Source organism: Kitasatospora sp. NPDC059812, assembly GCF_042732075.1.
In the GTDB taxonomy this organism is placed as follows: domain Bacteria; phylum Actinomycetota; class Actinomycetes; order Streptomycetales; family Streptomycetaceae; genus Kitasatospora.
Map to the genome: position 1 here is coordinate 40,329 of NZ_JBHWIO010000036.1, position 16,021 is coordinate 56,349.

Below are 16,021 nucleotides of genomic sequence, written 5' to 3' on the forward strand. Positions count from 1 at the left end.
CGGTGTCGGGTGCCAGGGGGGTGTCGGGGTGTTCGACGACGGTCCCGCGACGGGACCCGGTAGCACAAGCGAAATGTTCTTCACCACCTTTAAGCTGAGCTACATGACTGAGGTACTCGACGTCCGACGGATGCAGGTCCTGCGGGCCGTGGTCGACCACGGCTCGGTGAGCGCGGCGGCCGGCGCGCTCGGCTACACCCCGTCCGCCGTCAGCCAGCAGGTGGCGGTGCTGGAGCGGGAGACCGGGACGGCCCTGCTGGAACGCGTCGGGCGCGGCGTGCGGCCGACCGCCGCCGGACTACTGCTCGCCGGGCACGCCGCCGTCATCGAGCGGCAGGTCGCGGAGGCCGGCGCGGCGCTGGCCGACCTGCGGGCCGGGCGCAGCGGCAGCCTGACCGTGCGCTACTTCGCCACGGCCGGCGCCGCGTTGGTGGCCCCGGCGGTGGCCGCGTTCCGCCGAACACACCCGGGCGTACGGCTCGACCTCGGCATGACCGACCCGGAGGACCCGCTCACCGAGGTGCTGGACGGCCGGGCCGACCTCGCGGTGGTGGTCCGGTCCGACGGCGCCGCGCACCCCGGCCTGCGGCTGGTCCACCTGCGCGACGACCCGTACCGGGCGGTGCTGCCCAGGGGCCACCGGCTCGCCGCGAAGCGCGTCCTGGACCTCGCCGAGCTCGCGGACGAGCCCTGGGTGGGGGCCGAGCCGCCCGGCCCGTGCCGGGAGGTCGTCCGGGGGGCCTGCGACGCGGCCGGGTTCGGGCCGTCCATCGCGGTGGACAGCGCCGACTACGCGACGGCGCAGGGCTTCGTCGCAGCCGGGCTGGGCATCGCCCTGGTCCCCGCCCTGGGGCTCGCCCAGCGCCACCCGGGCGTCACCGTGCGCCGGCTCCGCGGCCCGGAGCCGGTCCGTGCACTGCACGCCGCAGTACGCGAGGGCGCCTGGGGGCAGCCGGTGCTCGGCGCGCTGGTCTCCGCGCTGCGGGCGGCGGCGCAGCCGTAGTACCACCGGCCCGGCCGCCTCCGGGCGGTGGCGGTGCGATCTCACTCTCGCGGGGGCCGGGTTAGCGCCCGTACAGCGGACGGCAAAGGCACGGACAAGGCACGGACAAGGCACGGACAAGGCTGCGCCAATTCGCTGAAGAGAGTCGAAGAGAGCTGAAGAGAAAGGAAGTACGGAACGTGGACAGTGCTACCGGGGACCTCTACCGGGCCTTCGCGGAGCGGGAGGCCCGCGGCAACTCGGCGAGCTACCAGGACCTCGCCGAACGCGTCGCCGGGGACGAAGAGTTGTGCGCCCTGCTGGACGGACTGCCGGTCGCGAAGCGGCAGCCGAACCTGCTGTTCGGTTCGGTCCGCCACCTCGGCGGACCGGTGACGGCCGGCTATCCGGCCTTCCGCACCTGGGTATCGGCGCACTGGGACGAGGTCGCGGCGACGATGCTGCGACGGCGGACGCAGACCAACGAGGCCGGCCGGTGCGCCACCCTGCTGCCGCTGCTGTCGGCGCTGCCGCAGCCGCTCGCGCTGATCGAGGTGGGGGCCTCGGCGGGGCTCTGTCTCTACCCCGACCGGTACCGGTACCGGTACACGGTTGACGTGGGCGACGTGCGCGACGTGGGCGACGTGGGCGACGTGCGCGACGTGCGCGACGTGGGCGACGTGGGCGACGTGCGCGAAGCGGGCGACCCGGCAGTCGAGTTCGGTGCCCATGAGAGCCCGGTGACGCTGGAGTGCGCGGTGCGCGGGCCGGTACCGCTGCCGGCGTCGCTGCGGGAGCGGCTGCCCGAGGTGGTGTGGCGCGCCGGGATCGACCTCAACCCGCTGGACGTCCGGGACGAGGGGGACGTGCGCTGGCTGGAGTCGCTGGTCTGGCCCGAGCAGGCCCACCGGCTGGAGCGGCTGCGCGGCGCCGTCCAGGTCGCCCGGACCGAGCCGCCGCACCTGGTGCGCGGCGATCTCAACGCGACGGTACGGGAGTTGGTGGCGCAGGTGCCTGCCGGTGCCACGCCGGTGGTGTTCCACAGCGCGGTGCTCGCCTACCTGTCCCCGGAGGCGCGGGAGGAGTTCGCGGTGACCATGCGCGGCCTGCCCGGGCACTGGATCTCCAACGAGGCCGTCTCGGTGCTGCCGGCCGTCGAGCGGCGACTCCCCCGCCCGGCACCCGCCGGATCCGGGCTGTTCGCGCTCGCTCTGGACGAGCAGCCGGTGGCCTTCACCGGACCACACGGGCAGTCCCTCCACTGGTTCCGGTCCCGGGACGGTCTCGGGACTTGAAGCTGCCGCAGCGGCAGCTTCTACCGTCGTGACCAGGGCCGGAGGAACCGGCCCTGGTCCAAGCGAACGTGAACGAGGGAGACGGCGCATGGCAACGGCTTGGCCGATCGCGGAAGTCGTCCGGATGTCGGGCGTGACCGCCCGGACCCTGCGGCACTACGACGAGATCGGCCTGCTGCCCCCGGCCTGGATCGGCTCGAACGGCCACCGCTACTACGAGGAGCGGCAGTTGCTCCAGCTGCAACAGATCCTCGTGCTGCGGGCGCTGGGGGTCGGGCTGACCGGGATCGCCCGGATCCTGGGCGACCAGGTGGACGAGCTGGAGGCCCTGCGGGACCACCGGCACCGGCTGCTCGCCGAGCGCGACCGGCTGGACACCCTGGCCGCCACCGTCTCCCGCACGATCGCCGACCTGGAACGTTCCCGAAAGGACGGCACATCCATGACCAGCATCAACCGCCCGGAGAACCTGTTCGAGGGCATCGAGCCCGGCGACGTCGAGGAGAGCCTGCGGGACTTCCCCGAGCACGCCGAGGCGGCGCGGCGCGCCACCGCCACGATGAGCCAGGCCGACGTCGAGGCCGGACAGCGCGAGCGGACGGCGCGGATGATCCGCCTGGCGGAACTGCTGGCGGCCGGCCACCCGGCGGACGCCGAGCCCGTACAGAGCCACATCGACGCCGAGTACCTGGCGCTCACCTCTCTCCGGACGGTCTCCGTCGAGGAGTTCCGCGCGATCGCGCGCTCCTGCACGGAGAACGCCCAGTGGAGTGCCGCGTACGAGGCCATCACCCCGGGCCTGGCCGCGTACCAGCGGGCCGCCATGGAGGCGTACGCGGAGGCGCGGCTGGCCTGAGCCACCGGCGGGGCGGGGCGGCAGGGCCCGGCCTCTCTGCCGCCCCAGTCGGGGTGGCAGGGAGGGCCCGCCCCGCCTCGCCCCGCCGTCACTCGGTGCGCAGCGCCGTGACCGTCCGGGTGCGGGCGGTCCAGGCGGCGGGGAGGAGGGCGCCGAGCAGCGCCAGCACCAGGCCGCCGAGTATCAGCGGCCCCACCACCGAGGGGTGGAACACGGTGAGGTCCGCCTCCGGCACCCCGACCCCGGCGGCGCGGGCCATCGCCGGCATCACCTGGTGGTGTAGCAGGATCCCGATCGGGACCCCGATCAGCCCGGCCACCAGCCCGCTGCCGCAGACCGAGGTGAGCACCATGCCGACCGTCTGCCGGGGCGACATGCCCAGCGCCTTGAGCACTCCGAGGTCGTGCACCCGCTCCCGGGTGTCCAGCAGCACCGTGTTGAGCACGCCCAGGCCGGCCACCACGGCCAGCAGCAGAGTGAGCGTCCCGGCGAGGGTGTTCATGGCCAGCATCACGATGCTGATCTGCTGCCGGCCCGCTTCGGCGCTCAGGCCCAGCGGCTGGACGGCGTCGTCGAGCCCGTCCGCGTATGCCTGCGCGTCCGTGCCCGGGGTGAGGTCGATCTGGAAGGCGACCGTGTCGGCCTGGACGGCGGTGCCGAGCGGGGCCAGTGCGGCCCGGTCGACGAACACCTGGTCGTTGGTGGTCAGGACCTCGCCGCTGATCCGCACCGGGGTGCTGCGCCCGTGGTCGGTGAGGGTGACGGTGTCGCCGACGCGCACCTGGTTGGCGCGCAGGAAGGCGGTGGCGACGACCACCTCGCCGGGGCCCTGGAACCACCGGCCGGAGATCAGCTGGTAGCCGCCCCAGGAGGCGTCCCCGGTGAAGGCGATCACCGCGGTGCGCCCGGTGTTCCCGGCCACGGCGACCGGCGTCGGAGCGGTGCTGTACCAGGCCCGGGTGCCGGGGCGGTCGGCGATCGCCCTGGCCGCGGCGGCCTCGTCCACGTGGTCGGGGGCCTTCGTCGAGCTCTCGATCGGGGTCTGGACCACGACCTTTCCGGAGCGCCCGGCCTGGAGGCCGTCCTGGAAGGAGCCGAGCGAGAGCGTCAGGCCGACGCACAGGGTGACTCCGGCCGTGCCGAGCACCACCGCGGCGGCCGTGGTCGCCGAGCGGCCCGGCCGGGTGAGCGGGGTCGCCAGCCCGAGGCTCAGGGCGCGCGGCACCGGTAGGCGGCCGATGAACTGCTGGACCCTGGCGGCCGGACCCGACGCCCCGGCCGGACTCGACGCCCCGACCGGGCCCGACGTGTCGACCCGACCAGACGCACTCGCCTGACCGGAAGCCCCCGCCCGGCCCGGGCCGTTGCGGGAGGCTGCCCGCCGGGCGCCCGGCGCCGTCCGGCCGACCGCGAGCGCCTCCACCGTACGCAGCCGGCCGGCCCGCAGCGCGGGCACCAGAGCGGTGCCCGCCACGGCTGCCAGGGCCACCGTCGAAACGGCGACGTCCACCCAGAGCGGGATGCCGAGCAGGCCGCCGCGCAGGGCCTTGTGCGCCACCCCGAGGACGGGTACGGACAGCAGGTTCCCGCCGAGCACGCCGAGCGCCGTACCGACCCCGGCCGGGATCAGTGCCTGGCCGACATAGGCGCGCGCCACCTGGGACGGGGTGAAGCCGAGCGATTTGAGGATGCCGATCCGCCGGGTGGCGGCGCTGACGGCGCCGCTGACCACGACGCCGATGATCAGCACCGACATGGCCAGGCCGAGTACCCCGAAGGCCGTCACGAACGGGACGAAGGTCGCGGCCGTCCGGTTGGCCTCCGTCTGGGCCGGCCGGTACGAGGTGGCCCTGGCGAGGGCGCCGCCCGGCACTGCGGCGGCGAGCGCCGCGCGGTCGGCCTCCACCTCGGCGTCGGTGTCGGCGTGGGCGAAGCGGTAGAGGTACTGGGCTGCGGGCGCCGCACCGGGCGCGGTGAGCCCGGCGACCTGTTCGGGGGCGATCCAGCCGTCCGCGCTCCAGGAGGGGGAGGCGGCCAGGCCGACGACCTTGAGGGTCGGGTGCCCGGGGAGGTCGGGGAACTGCATGCTGTCGCCGACGCCCAGCGGCGAGTGGCCGTCCAGGAACACCACCTCGCCGGGGCCGGAGAGCCAGCGACCCATGGTGATCCGCAGGCCGTCCAGCGGGCCGTCCTTCGCCCGGCCGACCAGCGTCACCGGCGGGAGCAGGCTGCCGGCCGGCGGGATCCGGAGCTCGTCGCCGGCGCGCGGCTGGACGGTGAGCGCCGGGTAGGGGCCGGCCGAGGCCGTCACGCCGGGGGCGTGCGCGGTCGCGGTGAGTTGGGCGGGGCTCGCCCTGGCCGGGTCGTACAGCACGTTGAGGTGCGCGCCGCGCTGGTCGGCGAAGGTGCGCTGGTACGGGCCCTGGGAGGCGACCAGCAGGCCCGTGGCGAGGATGCACGCCGTCACGGCCGCCATCGTGGTGAGCACCATGACCAGGGTCTGCACCCGCTTGCGGCCGACCCCGGCGCGAACCACCTTGCCCAGTACGCTCATGCGCCCGCCTCCCTTCGCCCGGCGGGGGCGTTCGCCCGCACGCGCCCTCCCGTGATCCGCTCGCCCCCGGCCTCCGGCCGGGGGCACCCCCACCACTCGCTCATCGCACAGCGCTCGCTCATCGCACACCGCCGGGGGCCGGCACGGCCGCGGTGTCCCGCACCAGCCGACCGTCGAGCAGCTCGATGGTCCGGTCGGCGCAGGCCTCGGCGAGCGCGGTGTCGTGGGTGACCAGCAGGATCGTCTGGCCCTCCGCGTTGAGCCCCCGGAGCAGGTCGCGGACGTCGGCGGCCGAGGCGGTGTCCAGCGCCCCGGTCGGCTCGTCGGCGAGCAGCAGCGGCGGGCGGTTCATCAAGGCCCTCGCCACCGCGACGCGTTGGCGCTCGCCGCCGGAGAGCCGACCGGGGAAGGCCTTGGCGTGCCGGGCCACCCCGAGCCGCTCCAGCAGCTCGCCGGCCCGGGCCCGGGCCTGCTCCCGCCGCATCCCGGCGAGCTGGGCCGGGAGCAGCACGTTGTCCTCGACGTTCAGGTCGTCCAGCAGGTTGAAGAACTGGAACACCATGCCGATCCGCTTCCGCCGGTACTCGGCCAGGGCGGCCTCGCCGAGCTCGTGGACGGCCACGCCGTCCACCTCGACGGTGCCCTCGCTCGGGCGGTCGAGGCCGGCGACCAGGTTCAGCAGGGTGGACTTGCCGCTGCCCGAGCGGCCGAGCACGGCCAGCGCCTCGCCGGCCCGGACCTCCAGGTCGAGCCCGGCCAGCGCGGGGTGGGCGGCGTCGGATCGGTCGTACGTCTTGCTGACGCCGCGGATCCGGATGATCGGCGCGTTCACGGGCCCTCCACGGTTCGAGATCCGGCACCGGAAGTCCGGCCCGGCTGACGGGACATGACGCTACGAATTCGGGGCGGGGCACGGACAGCCGTCTGGACGGCCTCTCGGGGGTGTATCCAGGTATACCCCGGATTGGGGGCGCAGACCTAGAGCGCTGCACGTCACGGCGCGGCAGACTGACGCCGGATGATCAACCGGGGCCGCGGGGCCACCGACCGGAGGGGAGGCGCGGGATGAGGACGAGCGCAGTGTCCAGGGCCGTCGCGCAGCTGGAGGGTGCCGTCGTGGCCGGCGTGCGGGCGCTCTACATGGTCACGTTGGCCGTCACGGGGCTGATGGCGCTGCTGGCCGGGCCGGTCCTGCTGGCCGCCGCCCTGCTCGGCCCCGACGACGCCGAGCCGTTCGCCCACGGTCCGGGCGGGCCGCTGATCCTGCTGGTGCCGCTGACGCCGGTCGCCCTCTGGGCGCTCTGCTGGGCCACCGGGGGCGGCGGCCGGGCGGCCGGGGCCGTCCTGTTCGCGCCGGGCGCGCTCGCGCTGATGGCCACCGATCTCTACGGCGGCGCCCCGCCCGGCGGTCGGTCCGGATCGCTCTGCCTGGGACCGGCGATGCTGGTGCTCGGCCTGCTCGGCACGCGCTGGATCGCGACGGAGAACCGGCGGATCGTCGGCCGGTGGAGCGGCCGGCCGATCCCGGTGCCGTACCACCGCGTCGACGCCGGGCCGTGGCAGCGGATGCGCGCCGGCGGCTGGTTGGCCGATCCGGCGACCTGGCGGGACCTCCTCTGGGTGCTCGTCTCCGGCTGCGTCATCCCGATCACCGCCGTGATCGTCGTGCTGACCCCGATCGCCCTCCAGGTGCTCGGCCGGAACGGGCCGTTCCTCCCGCTGGGGCCCGTCTACATGATGGGGCTCTACATCTCCCCGCTGGCCGCCCTGTGGGCCGCGCCGCCGCTCCTGCGGGTGCACGAGCGGGCAGCCCGAGCCCTGCTCGGCCCGTCCCGACGGAGCGAACTCGCCCGCCAGGTCAGTCATTTGGCCCGGACCAGAGCGGACACCATCGACGCCGGGGCGGCCGAGCTACGCCGGATCGAGCGGGACCTTCACGACGGGGCGCAGGCCCGGCTGGTCGCCCTGGGCATGCTGCTGACCGTGGCCGAGCAGGTGAAGGACGACCCGAAGGCCCTGCAACCCCTGCTGGTCGAGGCCCGGATGTCCTCGGTCAAGGCCCTGAGCGAGCTGCGCGACCTGGTCCGGGGCATCCATCCTCCGGTGCTCGCCGACCGCGGCCTGGCCGACGCGGTCGAGGCGACCGCGCTGGACCTCCCGCTGCCGGTCACCTTCACCGGCGGGCTGCCCGGCCGGGCGCCCGCCCCGGTGGAGTCCGCCGTCTACTTCGCGGTGAGCGAGCTGCTGGCCAACGTGGTGAAACACGCCGGCGCCTCGCACGTGTGGATCGAGATAGGGCACAGTGACGGGCTGCTGCGGATATCGGTCACCGATGACGGGCGCGGTGGCGCCAACCCGTCCCGGGGGACCGGCCTCAGCGGAACCGAACGCCGACTGGCCGCCTTCGACGGGGTGCTCGCGATCAGCAGCCCCTCCGGTGGCCCGACCATTGTGAACCTGGAGATCCCGTGCGCGTTGTCATCGCCGAAGACCTCTTCCTCCTCCGGGATGGCCTGACCCGGCTGCTGGAGGCCAGCGGCATGGAGGTCACCGCGGCGGTCGAGACCGGCGACGAACTGCTCGCCGCGGTGGCCGCCGACCGGCCGGACATCGCCGTGGTCGACGTCCGACTGCCTCCCGGCTTCACCGACGAGGGGCTGCGGGCGGCGCTGGCCGCCCGCCAGGCGCACTCAGGGCTGCCCGTCCTGGTGCTGTCGCAGTTCGTGGAGCAGTTGTACGCGCGCGAGCTGCTGGCCGGCAGCACCGGCGGGATCGGCTACCTGCTGAAGGACCGGGTGCTGGACGGCGCCCAGTTCATCGACGCGGTGCAGCGGGTCTCCCGGGGCGGCACCGTGATGGACCCGGAGGTGATCAGCCGGCTGCTCACCCACAACTCCTCGGCCGGCCCGGTCTCCACCCTCTCCCCGCGCGAGCGGCAGGTGCTGGCGCTGATGGCCGAGGGGCGCTCCAACGCGGCGATCGCCCAGCAGTTGGTGATCACCGAGCGGGCCGTCGCCAAGCACACCGCGTCGATCTTCGTCCGACTCGACCTCCAGCCCTCCGACGACGACAACCGCCGCGTCCTGGCCGTGCTGGCCTACCTCAACAACGGCTGAGAGGGGCGACGCACCAAGGCTTTCCACCCCTCCCACCCCTTGAAGGGCCACCGCCAAGTGAGAGACCGCCCTCCGCTGCAGGGGGCTCGCCCGCTCCGGTCAAGGTCATCTACGCTGGTGACGTGCTCATCCTTGTTCGCCGTCGCCACGTGGACCTGCTCCGCGTGACAAGCATGTCCTGTCGACGCTCCAGCTGAACCTCGCGCCACCCACCCTCAAGGGCAGCCTCCACCCGGCCGCCTCCACCTCCCGGCTCCCGGAGCACCCGCCGCACCAGGCGGCCACTCCGGCCATCCCCCGGTCGATCACCGGGACAGGCCGGGACGAGACCAGCGGATGTCACACATGTCGCAGCAGTACACCCCCATATCCGACTCCCTCCCGGTGATCGACCTCTCGCTCGCCGACGGCGGCCCGGACGACCGCCGCCGACTGCACGACGAACTCCGTGCCGCAGCCACCGACGTCGGGTTCTTCCAGCTCGTCGGCCACGGCATCACCCCGGAGGAGACGGCCGCGCTCACCGACGCGATGCGCGCCTTCTTCGACCTCCCCGAGGCCGACCGGCTCGCCGTGAGCAACCTCAACTCCCCCCACTACCGCGGCTACACCCGCACCGGCGACGAGCGCACCGGCGGCAGCCAGGACTGGCGCGACCAGCTGGACATCGGCGCCGAGCTGCCCCCGCACGTGCCCGGCACCGGCGAGCCCCCGTACTGGTGGCTGGAGGGCCCCAACCAGTGGCCCGCGGCACTCCCCGAGCTGCGCACCGCCGCGCTCGGCTGGATCGACCACCTCAGCGACACCGCCCGCCGGCTGCTGCACGAGCTCCTCACCGCGATCGGCGCCCGCCCCGACTTCTACGACGAGGCCTTCGCCGGCCACCCCCACCTGCGGCTCAAGCTGGTCCGCTACCCCGGCACCGCTCCGGACGGCGCCGGCCAGGGCGTCGGCGCCCACAAGGACTACGGCTTCATCACACTGCTGCTCCAGGACACCGTCGGCGGCCTCCAGGTCGAGCGCCCGGACGGCACCTTCCTGGAGGTCCCGCCGATGCCGGGCGCCTTCGTCGTCAACCTCGGCGAACTGCTGGAGGTGGCCACCGACGGCTACCTCAAGGCCACCAACCACCGCGTGGTCAGCCCGGTCGGCGCCCGCGAGCGCTTCTCCGTCCCGTTCTTCTACAACCCCCGCCTCGACGCCCACATCGAGCCGCTGGACTTCCCGTTCGCCCGGCACGCCCCCGGCGCCACCGAGGATCCGGACAACCCGCTGTTCGCCGAGTTCGGCCTCAACGAGTGGAAGGGCTACACGCGGGCCCACCCCGAGGTCACCCGCCGCCACCACGCCGACCTGGCCGAAGCCGCCTCCCGGTAGCCCCACACCCCGGAGGCCGAGACCAGTCGCGCCGCAGCACAGAAGCAGCACCGGCCAGAACCGGCCCCGGCCAGAAACAGCGCGGGCCAGAAGCAGCACCGGCCAGAACAGGCTCCGGCCAGAGGCACCAGCACCCCGAGTCCGCCCCCGCCGCTCCCCAGTGGCGGGGGCGGACTCACGTGTGCGGCGGGCCACCGTCGCCGGTGGAGCAGCCGGTGGAGCATCCGGTAGACCAGGGGGACGGGCACTGTCACACTGCTGCTGTCACAGTGGAAGTGTGCCAGTGCAGGAGGCGGCAGATGGGGGAGCTCGGGGCCGTGGGAGACGGGGGCGGGGTGCGGCTGACGGTCGACGAACTGGCGGCGCGGGCCGGGGTGACGGTCCGGACGGTGCGGTTCTACGGAACGAAGGGCCTGCTGCCACCACCGGAGTTGGGGCCGCGCCGGGTCGGGCTGTACGGGGCGGCGCACCTGGACCGGCTGGAGCTGATCGAGGAGTTGCAGCGCCAGGGGCTGACGTTGGCCGCGATCGAGCGGTACCTGGCCCGGCTGCCGGAGGACAGCACGCCGCTGGACCTGGCGATCCACCGGGCGCTGGTGGCGTCCTGGACGCCCGAGGCGGCGGAGGAACTGGGCCGGGCGCAGTTGGAGCGGCGGGCCGGGCGGGGGCTGTCGGAGGAACAGGTGGAACGCCTGGTCGCGATGGGGGCGTTGGAGCGGACGGCCGATCCGGAGCTGTTCCGGGTGGATCCGGGCCTGCTGCCGCTGGGGGTGCGGATCCTGGACGTGCCGATCCCGTTGGAGACGCTGCTGGCCGCGCGGGCGGTGGTGCTGGAGCACAGCCGGGCGACGGCCCGGGAGTTGCAGCGGCTGTTCCGGGAGACGGTGTGGCGGCCCTACCGGGAGAGCGAGCCGGCGCCGGACGAGCTGGCCCTGATGAGGGCGCTGACGGACCACATCCAGCCGATGGTGGCGCAGGCACTGGTCACGGCGTTCCAGCGCTCGCTGCGGGAGGAACTCGGCGAGGAACTGCGGGAGGACTCGGCGGGGAGCTGAACGGGGAGCTCGGCGGGGAACTCAGCAGGGAGCTGAGCAAGGAACTCGGCGAAGACCTGGGCGGGGACCTGGCCGGGAATCGCAGGAGGAGCCGGGTGGGGGCCGTCCGACACCCGGCCCCCGCCCGCTCAGGACTGACGGTCAGTCGGTGAAGGTGCGCCCCTCCGCCGCGATCCGCTCCAGCAGCGCCGGCGGCGCGAACCGTTCGCCGTAGGCGGCGGCGAGTTCGCGGGCCCGGGCCGCGAAGCCGGCCGGGCCGCCCTCGTACCCGTTGATGTACTGGAACACGCCGCCCGTCCAGGCCGGGAAGCCGATGCCGAGGATGGAGCCCACGTTGGCGTCGGCGACCGAGGTCAGCACGCCCTCCTCCAGGCAGCGCACCGAGTCCAGCGCCTCGCTGAACAGCATCCGCTCCTTGAGGTCCTCGAAGGGGAGGCCCTCGGAGGGGAGGTCCGCGAAGGGGAGGTCCGCGGCCGGCTCGCCGAAGTGCTCGCGCAGCCCCGGCCAGAGCCGCCCGCGCTTGCCGTCCTCGCCGTACTCGTAGAAGCCGGCGCCGCCGCTGCGCCCGGGGCGGCCGAACTCGTCGACCATCCGGTCGACCACCGCGTCGGCCGGGTGGGGCGTCCAGCTGCCGCCGGCGGCCTCGACCGCGCGCCGGTACTCGTCGCGGATCTTGCGCGGCAGGGTGAGGGTGAGCTCGTCCATCAGCGAGAGCACCTTGGCGGGGTAGCCGGCCTGGGCGGCGGCCTGCTCGATGCTGGCCGGGGGGACGCCCTCGCCGACCATGGCGACGCCCTCGTTGAGGAACTGGCCGATGACCCGCGAGGTGAAGAAGCCGCGCGAGTCGTTGACCACGATCGGGGTCCGGTCGATCTGCCGGACCAGGTCGAAGGCGCGGGCGAGGGCCTCGTCGCCGGTCTGCGGGCCGCGGATGATCTCGACCAGGCGCATCTTGTCGACCGGGGAGAAGAAGTGCAGTCCGATGAAGTCCTCGGTGCGCTCGACGCCTTCGGCGAGCAGCCCGATCGGCAGGGTGGAGGTGTTGGAGCAGAGCAGCGCGTCGGGGGCGAGGACGCCCTCGACCTCCTGGAACACCTTGTGCTTGAGCTCGGTGTTCTCGAAGACGGCCTCGATCACCGCGTCGCAGCCGGCCAGGTCCGCGGCCTCGGCGGTGGGGGTGATCCGGGCGAGCAGCGCGTCCCGCTTGGCCTCGGTGGAGCGGCCGCGGGCGATCGCCTTGTCCAGCAGCCCGGCGGAGTAGGCCTTGCCGCGTTCGGCGGCGGCCATGCTCACGTCCTTGAGCACGACCTCGATGCCGGCCTTGGCGCAGGTGTAGGCGATGCCCGCGCCCATCATCCCGGCGCCGAGCACGGCGACCTTGCGGACGAGTCGCTTCTCGACGCCCTGGGGGCGGCCGGCGCCGGAGTTGACCGCCTGGAGGTCGAAGAACAGCGCCTGGATCATGTTCTTGCTGGTCTGTCCGCAGGCGAGCTCGGTGAAGTAGCGGGCCTCGATCGCCATCGCGGTGTCGATGTCGACCTGGGCGCTCTCCACGGCGGCGGCCAGGATGTTGCGCGGGGCCGGGTAGGGCGCGCCGTTCAGCTGCTTGCGCAGGTTGGCCGGGAAGGCGGGCAGGTTGGCGGCGAACGCCGGGGTCGCGGGGGTGCCGCCGGGGATCTTGTGGCCCTTGACGTCCCAGGGCTGGACGGCGGCCGGGTTGGCCTCGATCCAGGCCCGTGCCCGGGTGGTCAACTCCTCCGGGGTGGCGACGAGTTCGTGGACGAGTCCGTGTTCCAGGGCCTGCGCCGGGCGGTACTGGCGGCCTTCCAGGAGGAACTTCAGCAGGGCGTCGGTGATGCCGAACAGCCGTACGGTGCGGACCACTCCGCCGCCGCCCGGCAGCAGGCCGAGGGTGACCTCGGGCAGGCCGAGCCGGCTGGCGGGGTTGTCCAGGGCGATCCGGTGGTGGCAGGCGAGGGCGATCTCCAGGCCGCCGCCGAGCGCGCTGCCGTTGACGGCGGCGACGACCGGCTTGCCGAGGGTCTCCAGCCTGCGCAGCGCGCGCTTGATCCGCTGGGACTTCTCGAAGACGGCGGCGGCGTCCTCGGGGCGGGCGGCGGAGAGCAGCCGGAGGTCTCCCCCGGCGAAGAAGGTCTTCTTCCCGGAGGTGACGATCACGCCGCGCAGCCCGTCGGCGGCGGCGAGGCCGGCCAGCCGGTCGACGACGGCGTCGAGGTCGGCGGTGAAGGCCTCGTTCATGGTGTTGACGGACTGGGTCGGGTCGTCGAGGACGAGGGTGACCACGCCGTCCTGGTCCTGCTCCCAGCGGATGGTGGTGGTGTCGCTCATGAGTTCAGGGTCTCCGAGGGGATCCGAGGGACAGTGGGTCAGATGCGCTCGACGATGGTGGCGACGCCCATGCCGCCGCCCACGCACAGGGTGATCAGGCCGTAGCGCAGGTCGCGCCGCTCCAACTCGTCGATCACGGTGCCGAGCAGCATCGCGCCGGTGGCGCCGAGCGGGTGGCCGAGGGCGATCGCGCCGCCGTTGACGTTGACCTGTTCGGGCCGGAAGCCCAGTTCGCGGATGAAGCGCAGGGCGACCGCCGCGAAGGCCTCGTTGATCTCGACCAGGTCGATGTCGGCGGCGTTGAGCCCGGCCTTGGCGAGCGCCTTGCGGGTGGCCGGGGCGGGGCCGGTGAGCATGATGGTGGGCTCGGAGCCGGAGACGGCGGCGGAGACGATCCGGGCGCGAGGGCGCAGCCCGTACCGCTCGCCGATCTCCCGGCTCCCGATGGCGACGAGCGCGGCGCCGTCGACGATGCCGGAGGAGTTGCCGGCGTGGTGGACGTGGTCGATCTCCTCGACCCAGTGGTACTTCTGCAGGGCGACGGCGTCGAAGCCGCCGGCCTCGCCGATGCCGGCGAAGGAGGGCTTGAGGCCGGCCAGGGTCTCGACGGTGGTGCCGGGGCGGATGAACTCGTCGCGCTCCAGCACGACCAGGCCGTTGCGGTCGCGGACCGGGACCACCGAGCGGTCGAACAGGCCGTCCGCCTGCGCCTTGGCGGCGCGGGCCTGGGATTCGGCGGCGAAGGCGTCCACGTCGGTGCGGGAGAAGCCCTCGATGGTGGCGATCAGGTCGGCACCGATGCCCTGCGGGACGAAGTTGGTCTCGTACGCGGTCATCGGGTCCGCGAACCAGGCGCCGCCGTCGGAGGCCATCTTGACCCGGGACATCGACTCGACGCCGCCGGCCAGGATGAGGTCCTCCCAGCCCGAACGGACCTTGGCGGCGGCCAGGTTGACGGCCTCCAGCCCGGAGGCGCAGAAGCGGTTCTCCTGGACGCCGGCCACCGTGTCGGGCAGGCCGGCCGCGATGGCCGCGATCCGGGCGATGTCGGAGCCCTGGTCGCCGACCGGGCTGACCACGCCGAGCACGATGTCGTCGATCGCCGCCGGGTCCAACTCGGGGTGCCGGTTGCGCAGTTCGTGGATCAGGCCGACGACGAGGTCGATCGGCTTGGTGCCGTGCAGCGAGCCGGTGGCCTTGCCCCGGCCGCGCGGGGTGCGGATCGCGTCGTAGACGTACGCTTCGGTGGTCACGGTCAAACGCCTTTCGGGGCAGGGGGGTTCGCGGGAGGCCTCAGCCGAGGACGGACCGGCCGACGATCTCCTTCATGATCTCGGTGGTGCCGCCGTAGATGGTCTGGATCCGGCCGTCGGTGAACGCCCGGGCGACCGGGAACTCGCTCATGTACCCGTAGCCGCCGTGCAGTTGGAGGCAGCGGTCGGCGGTGCGCTTCTGCAGTTCGGTGGCCCACCACTTGGCCATCGAGGCGTCCGCCGGGGTGAGCGCGTAGCGGTTGTGCTCGGTGATGCAGCGGTCGACGAAGGCCCGGGTGACGGCGCACTCGGTGGCGAGTTCGGCGATCTCGAAGCGCACGTGCTGGAGCTTGGCCAGCGGGCGGCCGAAGACCTCGCGCTGCTTGACGTAGTCGGTGGTGATCTCGACCAGGTACTCGGCGCCGGCGATCGCCGCGGCCGCGATGGTCAGCCGCTCCTGGGCGAGGTTCTGCATCAGGTGGACGAAGCCGCCGTTGAGCTCGCCGAGCAGGTTCGCCTTCGACACCCGGACGTCCTCGAAGAACAACTCGGCGGTGTCCTGGGCCTTTTGGCCGATCTTGTCCAGGTTGCGGCCGCGCTCGAAGCCGGGCATGCCGCGCTCGACGACCAGCAGGCTCAGCCCGTGCGCGCCGCCCTCGGGGGTGGTGCGGGCGACCACGACCACCAGGTCGGCGAGGATGCCGTTGGAGATGAAGGTCTTGGCGCCGTTGAGCAGGTAGTGGTCGCCCCGGTCGACGGCCTGGGTGCGGATGCCCTGGAGGTCGGAGCCGGTGCCGGGCTCGGTCATCGCGATCGCGGTGATCAGCTCACCGCTGCAGAAGCCGGGCAGCCAGCGGCGCTTCTGCTCCTCGGTGGCGAGCGAGGTGAGGTAGGGGCCGATGATGTCGTTGTGCAGGCCGATCGCCAGCCCGGAGGCGCCGGCCCGGGCGAACTCCTCGGCCAGCACGGCGGCGTAGCGGAAGTCCGGGGCGCCCCCGCCGCCGTACTCCTCGGGGACGGCCATCCCGAGCAGGCCCTGGCGGCCGGCCGCCAGCCAGGCGGAGCGGTCGACGATGCCGGCCTTCTCCCAGCGGTCGTAGTGCGGCAGCACCTCCTTGGCGAGGAAGGCCCGCACGGCGGCCCGGAAGTCCTCGTGCTGCTCGGTGAAGATCTCGCGCTGCAAC

12 protein-coding genes are annotated in these 16,021 nt (G+C 73.6%); 7 read left to right on the forward strand and 5 right to left on the reverse strand.

The annotated features are described in order from the left end of the window. Positions 1 to 130 precede the first annotated feature (130 nt). The 3 genes from ACFV6D_RS19790 to ACFV6D_RS19800 all read left to right on the forward strand — a co-directional run bounded on the left by ACFV6D_RS19790 (position 131) and on the right by ACFV6D_RS19800 (position 3,133). Complete coding sequence (locus ACFV6D_RS19790; protein ID WP_380491890.1) at positions 131 to 1,003, forward strand: LysR family transcriptional regulator; 873 nt, start codon at positions 131 to 133, stop codon at positions 1,001 to 1,003. A gap of 179 nt (positions 1,004 to 1,182) precedes the next feature. Next, entirely contained in the window at positions 1,183 to 2,277 is a 1,095-nt protein-coding gene (locus ACFV6D_RS19795) for a DUF2332 domain-containing protein (protein ID WP_380560611.1), read from the forward strand. 88 nt (positions 2,278 to 2,365) lie between these two features. After that, positions 2,366 to 3,133 (forward strand): MerR family transcriptional regulator, encoded by a 768-nt coding sequence (locus ACFV6D_RS19800; protein ID WP_380560612.1) that lies wholly within the window; start codon positions 2,366 to 2,368, stop codon positions 3,131 to 3,133. Between the two features lie 88 nt (positions 3,134 to 3,221). On the opposite strand, the gene ACFV6D_RS19805 is transcribed toward ACFV6D_RS19800, so the two are convergent. After that, positions 3,222 to 5,687 carry an FtsX-like permease family protein gene (locus ACFV6D_RS19805; protein WP_380560613.1) on the reverse strand — a complete coding sequence of 822 codons (2,466 nt, stop codon included), beginning with the start codon at positions 5,685 to 5,687 and terminating at the stop codon, positions 3,222 to 3,224. Positions 5,688 to 5,805: 118 nt separating this feature from the next. Continuing rightward, positions 5,806 to 6,519 (reverse strand): ABC transporter ATP-binding protein, encoded by a 714-nt coding sequence (locus tag ACFV6D_RS19810; protein ID WP_244293320.1) that lies wholly within the window; start codon positions 6,517 to 6,519, stop codon positions 5,806 to 5,808. A 233-nt stretch (positions 6,520 to 6,752) separates the two neighbouring features. On the opposite strand from ACFV6D_RS19810, the gene ACFV6D_RS19815 reads away from it, so the two are divergent. From ACFV6D_RS19815 to ACFV6D_RS19830, 4 genes are all read left to right on the forward strand, one after another. Further along, a complete protein-coding gene (locus tag ACFV6D_RS19815) occupies positions 6,753 to 8,204 on the forward strand; it encodes a sensor domain-containing protein (RefSeq protein WP_244293321.1) in 1,452 nt (483 codons plus the stop codon). Further along, complete coding sequence (locus ACFV6D_RS19820; protein ID WP_380560614.1) at positions 8,156 to 8,803, forward strand: response regulator transcription factor; 648 nt, start codon at positions 8,156 to 8,158, stop codon at positions 8,801 to 8,803. The genes ACFV6D_RS19815 and ACFV6D_RS19820 overlap by 49 nt, the downstream gene beginning before the upstream one ends. 345 nt (positions 8,804 to 9,148) lie before the next feature. Next, complete coding sequence (locus ACFV6D_RS19825) at positions 9,149 to 10,180, forward strand: isopenicillin N synthase family dioxygenase (RefSeq protein WP_380560615.1); 1,032 nt, start codon at positions 9,149 to 9,151, stop codon at positions 10,178 to 10,180. A 299-nt stretch (positions 10,181 to 10,479) separates the two neighbouring features. Next, entirely contained in the window at positions 10,480 to 11,235 is a 756-nt protein-coding gene (locus ACFV6D_RS19830; RefSeq protein ID WP_063347004.1) for a MerR family transcriptional regulator, read from the forward strand. Between the two features lie 141 nt (positions 11,236 to 11,376). Here the strand turns inward: ACFV6D_RS19830 and ACFV6D_RS19835 are convergent, their stop codons facing one another. The 3 genes from ACFV6D_RS19835 to ACFV6D_RS19845 are packed head-to-tail and all read right to left on the reverse strand — an operon-like array spanning position 11,377 to position 16,020. Continuing rightward, positions 11,377 to 13,584, reverse strand: coding sequence for a 3-hydroxyacyl-CoA dehydrogenase NAD-binding domain-containing protein (locus ACFV6D_RS19835; RefSeq protein WP_380560616.1), 2,208 nt, complete (start codon positions 13,582 to 13,584; stop codon positions 11,377 to 11,379). A 38-nt stretch (positions 13,585 to 13,622) separates the two neighbouring features. Beyond that, the gene (locus ACFV6D_RS19840; RefSeq protein ID WP_380560617.1) at positions 13,623 to 14,837 is read right to left on the reverse strand and encodes an acetyl-CoA C-acetyltransferase; all 1,215 of its coding nucleotides are present in this window, start codon (positions 14,835 to 14,837) and stop codon (positions 13,623 to 13,625) included. Between the two features lie 40 nt (positions 14,838 to 14,877). Continuing rightward, on the reverse strand, positions 14,878 to 16,020 hold the full coding sequence (locus tag ACFV6D_RS19845; protein ID WP_380560618.1) for an acyl-CoA dehydrogenase family protein: 1,143 nt from the start codon (positions 16,018 to 16,020) through the stop codon (positions 14,878 to 14,880). Between the last annotated feature and the right edge of the window lies 1 nt (position 16,021).

Excerpts from the sequence above, each read along its gene's own strand:
- ACFV6D_RS19790 (WP_380491890.1), top strand. The coding sequence starts at position 131 with ATGCAGGTCCTGCGGGCCGTGGTCGACCACGGCTCGGTGAGCGCGGCG.
- ACFV6D_RS19800 (WP_380560612.1), top strand. The coding sequence starts at position 2,366 with ATGGCAACGGCTTGGCCGATCGCGGAAGTCGTCCGGATGTCGGGCGTG.
- ACFV6D_RS19805 (WP_380560613.1), bottom strand. The coding sequence starts at position 5,687 with ATGAGCGTACTGGGCAAGGTGGTTCGCGCCGGGGTCGGCCGCAAGCGG.
- ACFV6D_RS19815 (WP_244293321.1), top strand. The coding sequence starts at position 6,753 with ATGAGGACGAGCGCAGTGTCCAGGGCCGTCGCGCAGCTGGAGGGTGCC.
- ACFV6D_RS19825 (WP_380560615.1), top strand. The coding sequence starts at position 9,149 with ATGTCGCAGCAGTACACCCCCATATCCGACTCCCTCCCGGTGATCGAC.
- ACFV6D_RS19830 (WP_063347004.1), top strand. The coding sequence starts at position 10,480 with ATGGGGGAGCTCGGGGCCGTGGGAGACGGGGGCGGGGTGCGGCTGACG.
- ACFV6D_RS19835 (WP_380560616.1), bottom strand. The coding sequence starts at position 13,584 with ATGAGCGACACCACCACCATCCGCTGGGAGCAGGACCAGGACGGCGTG.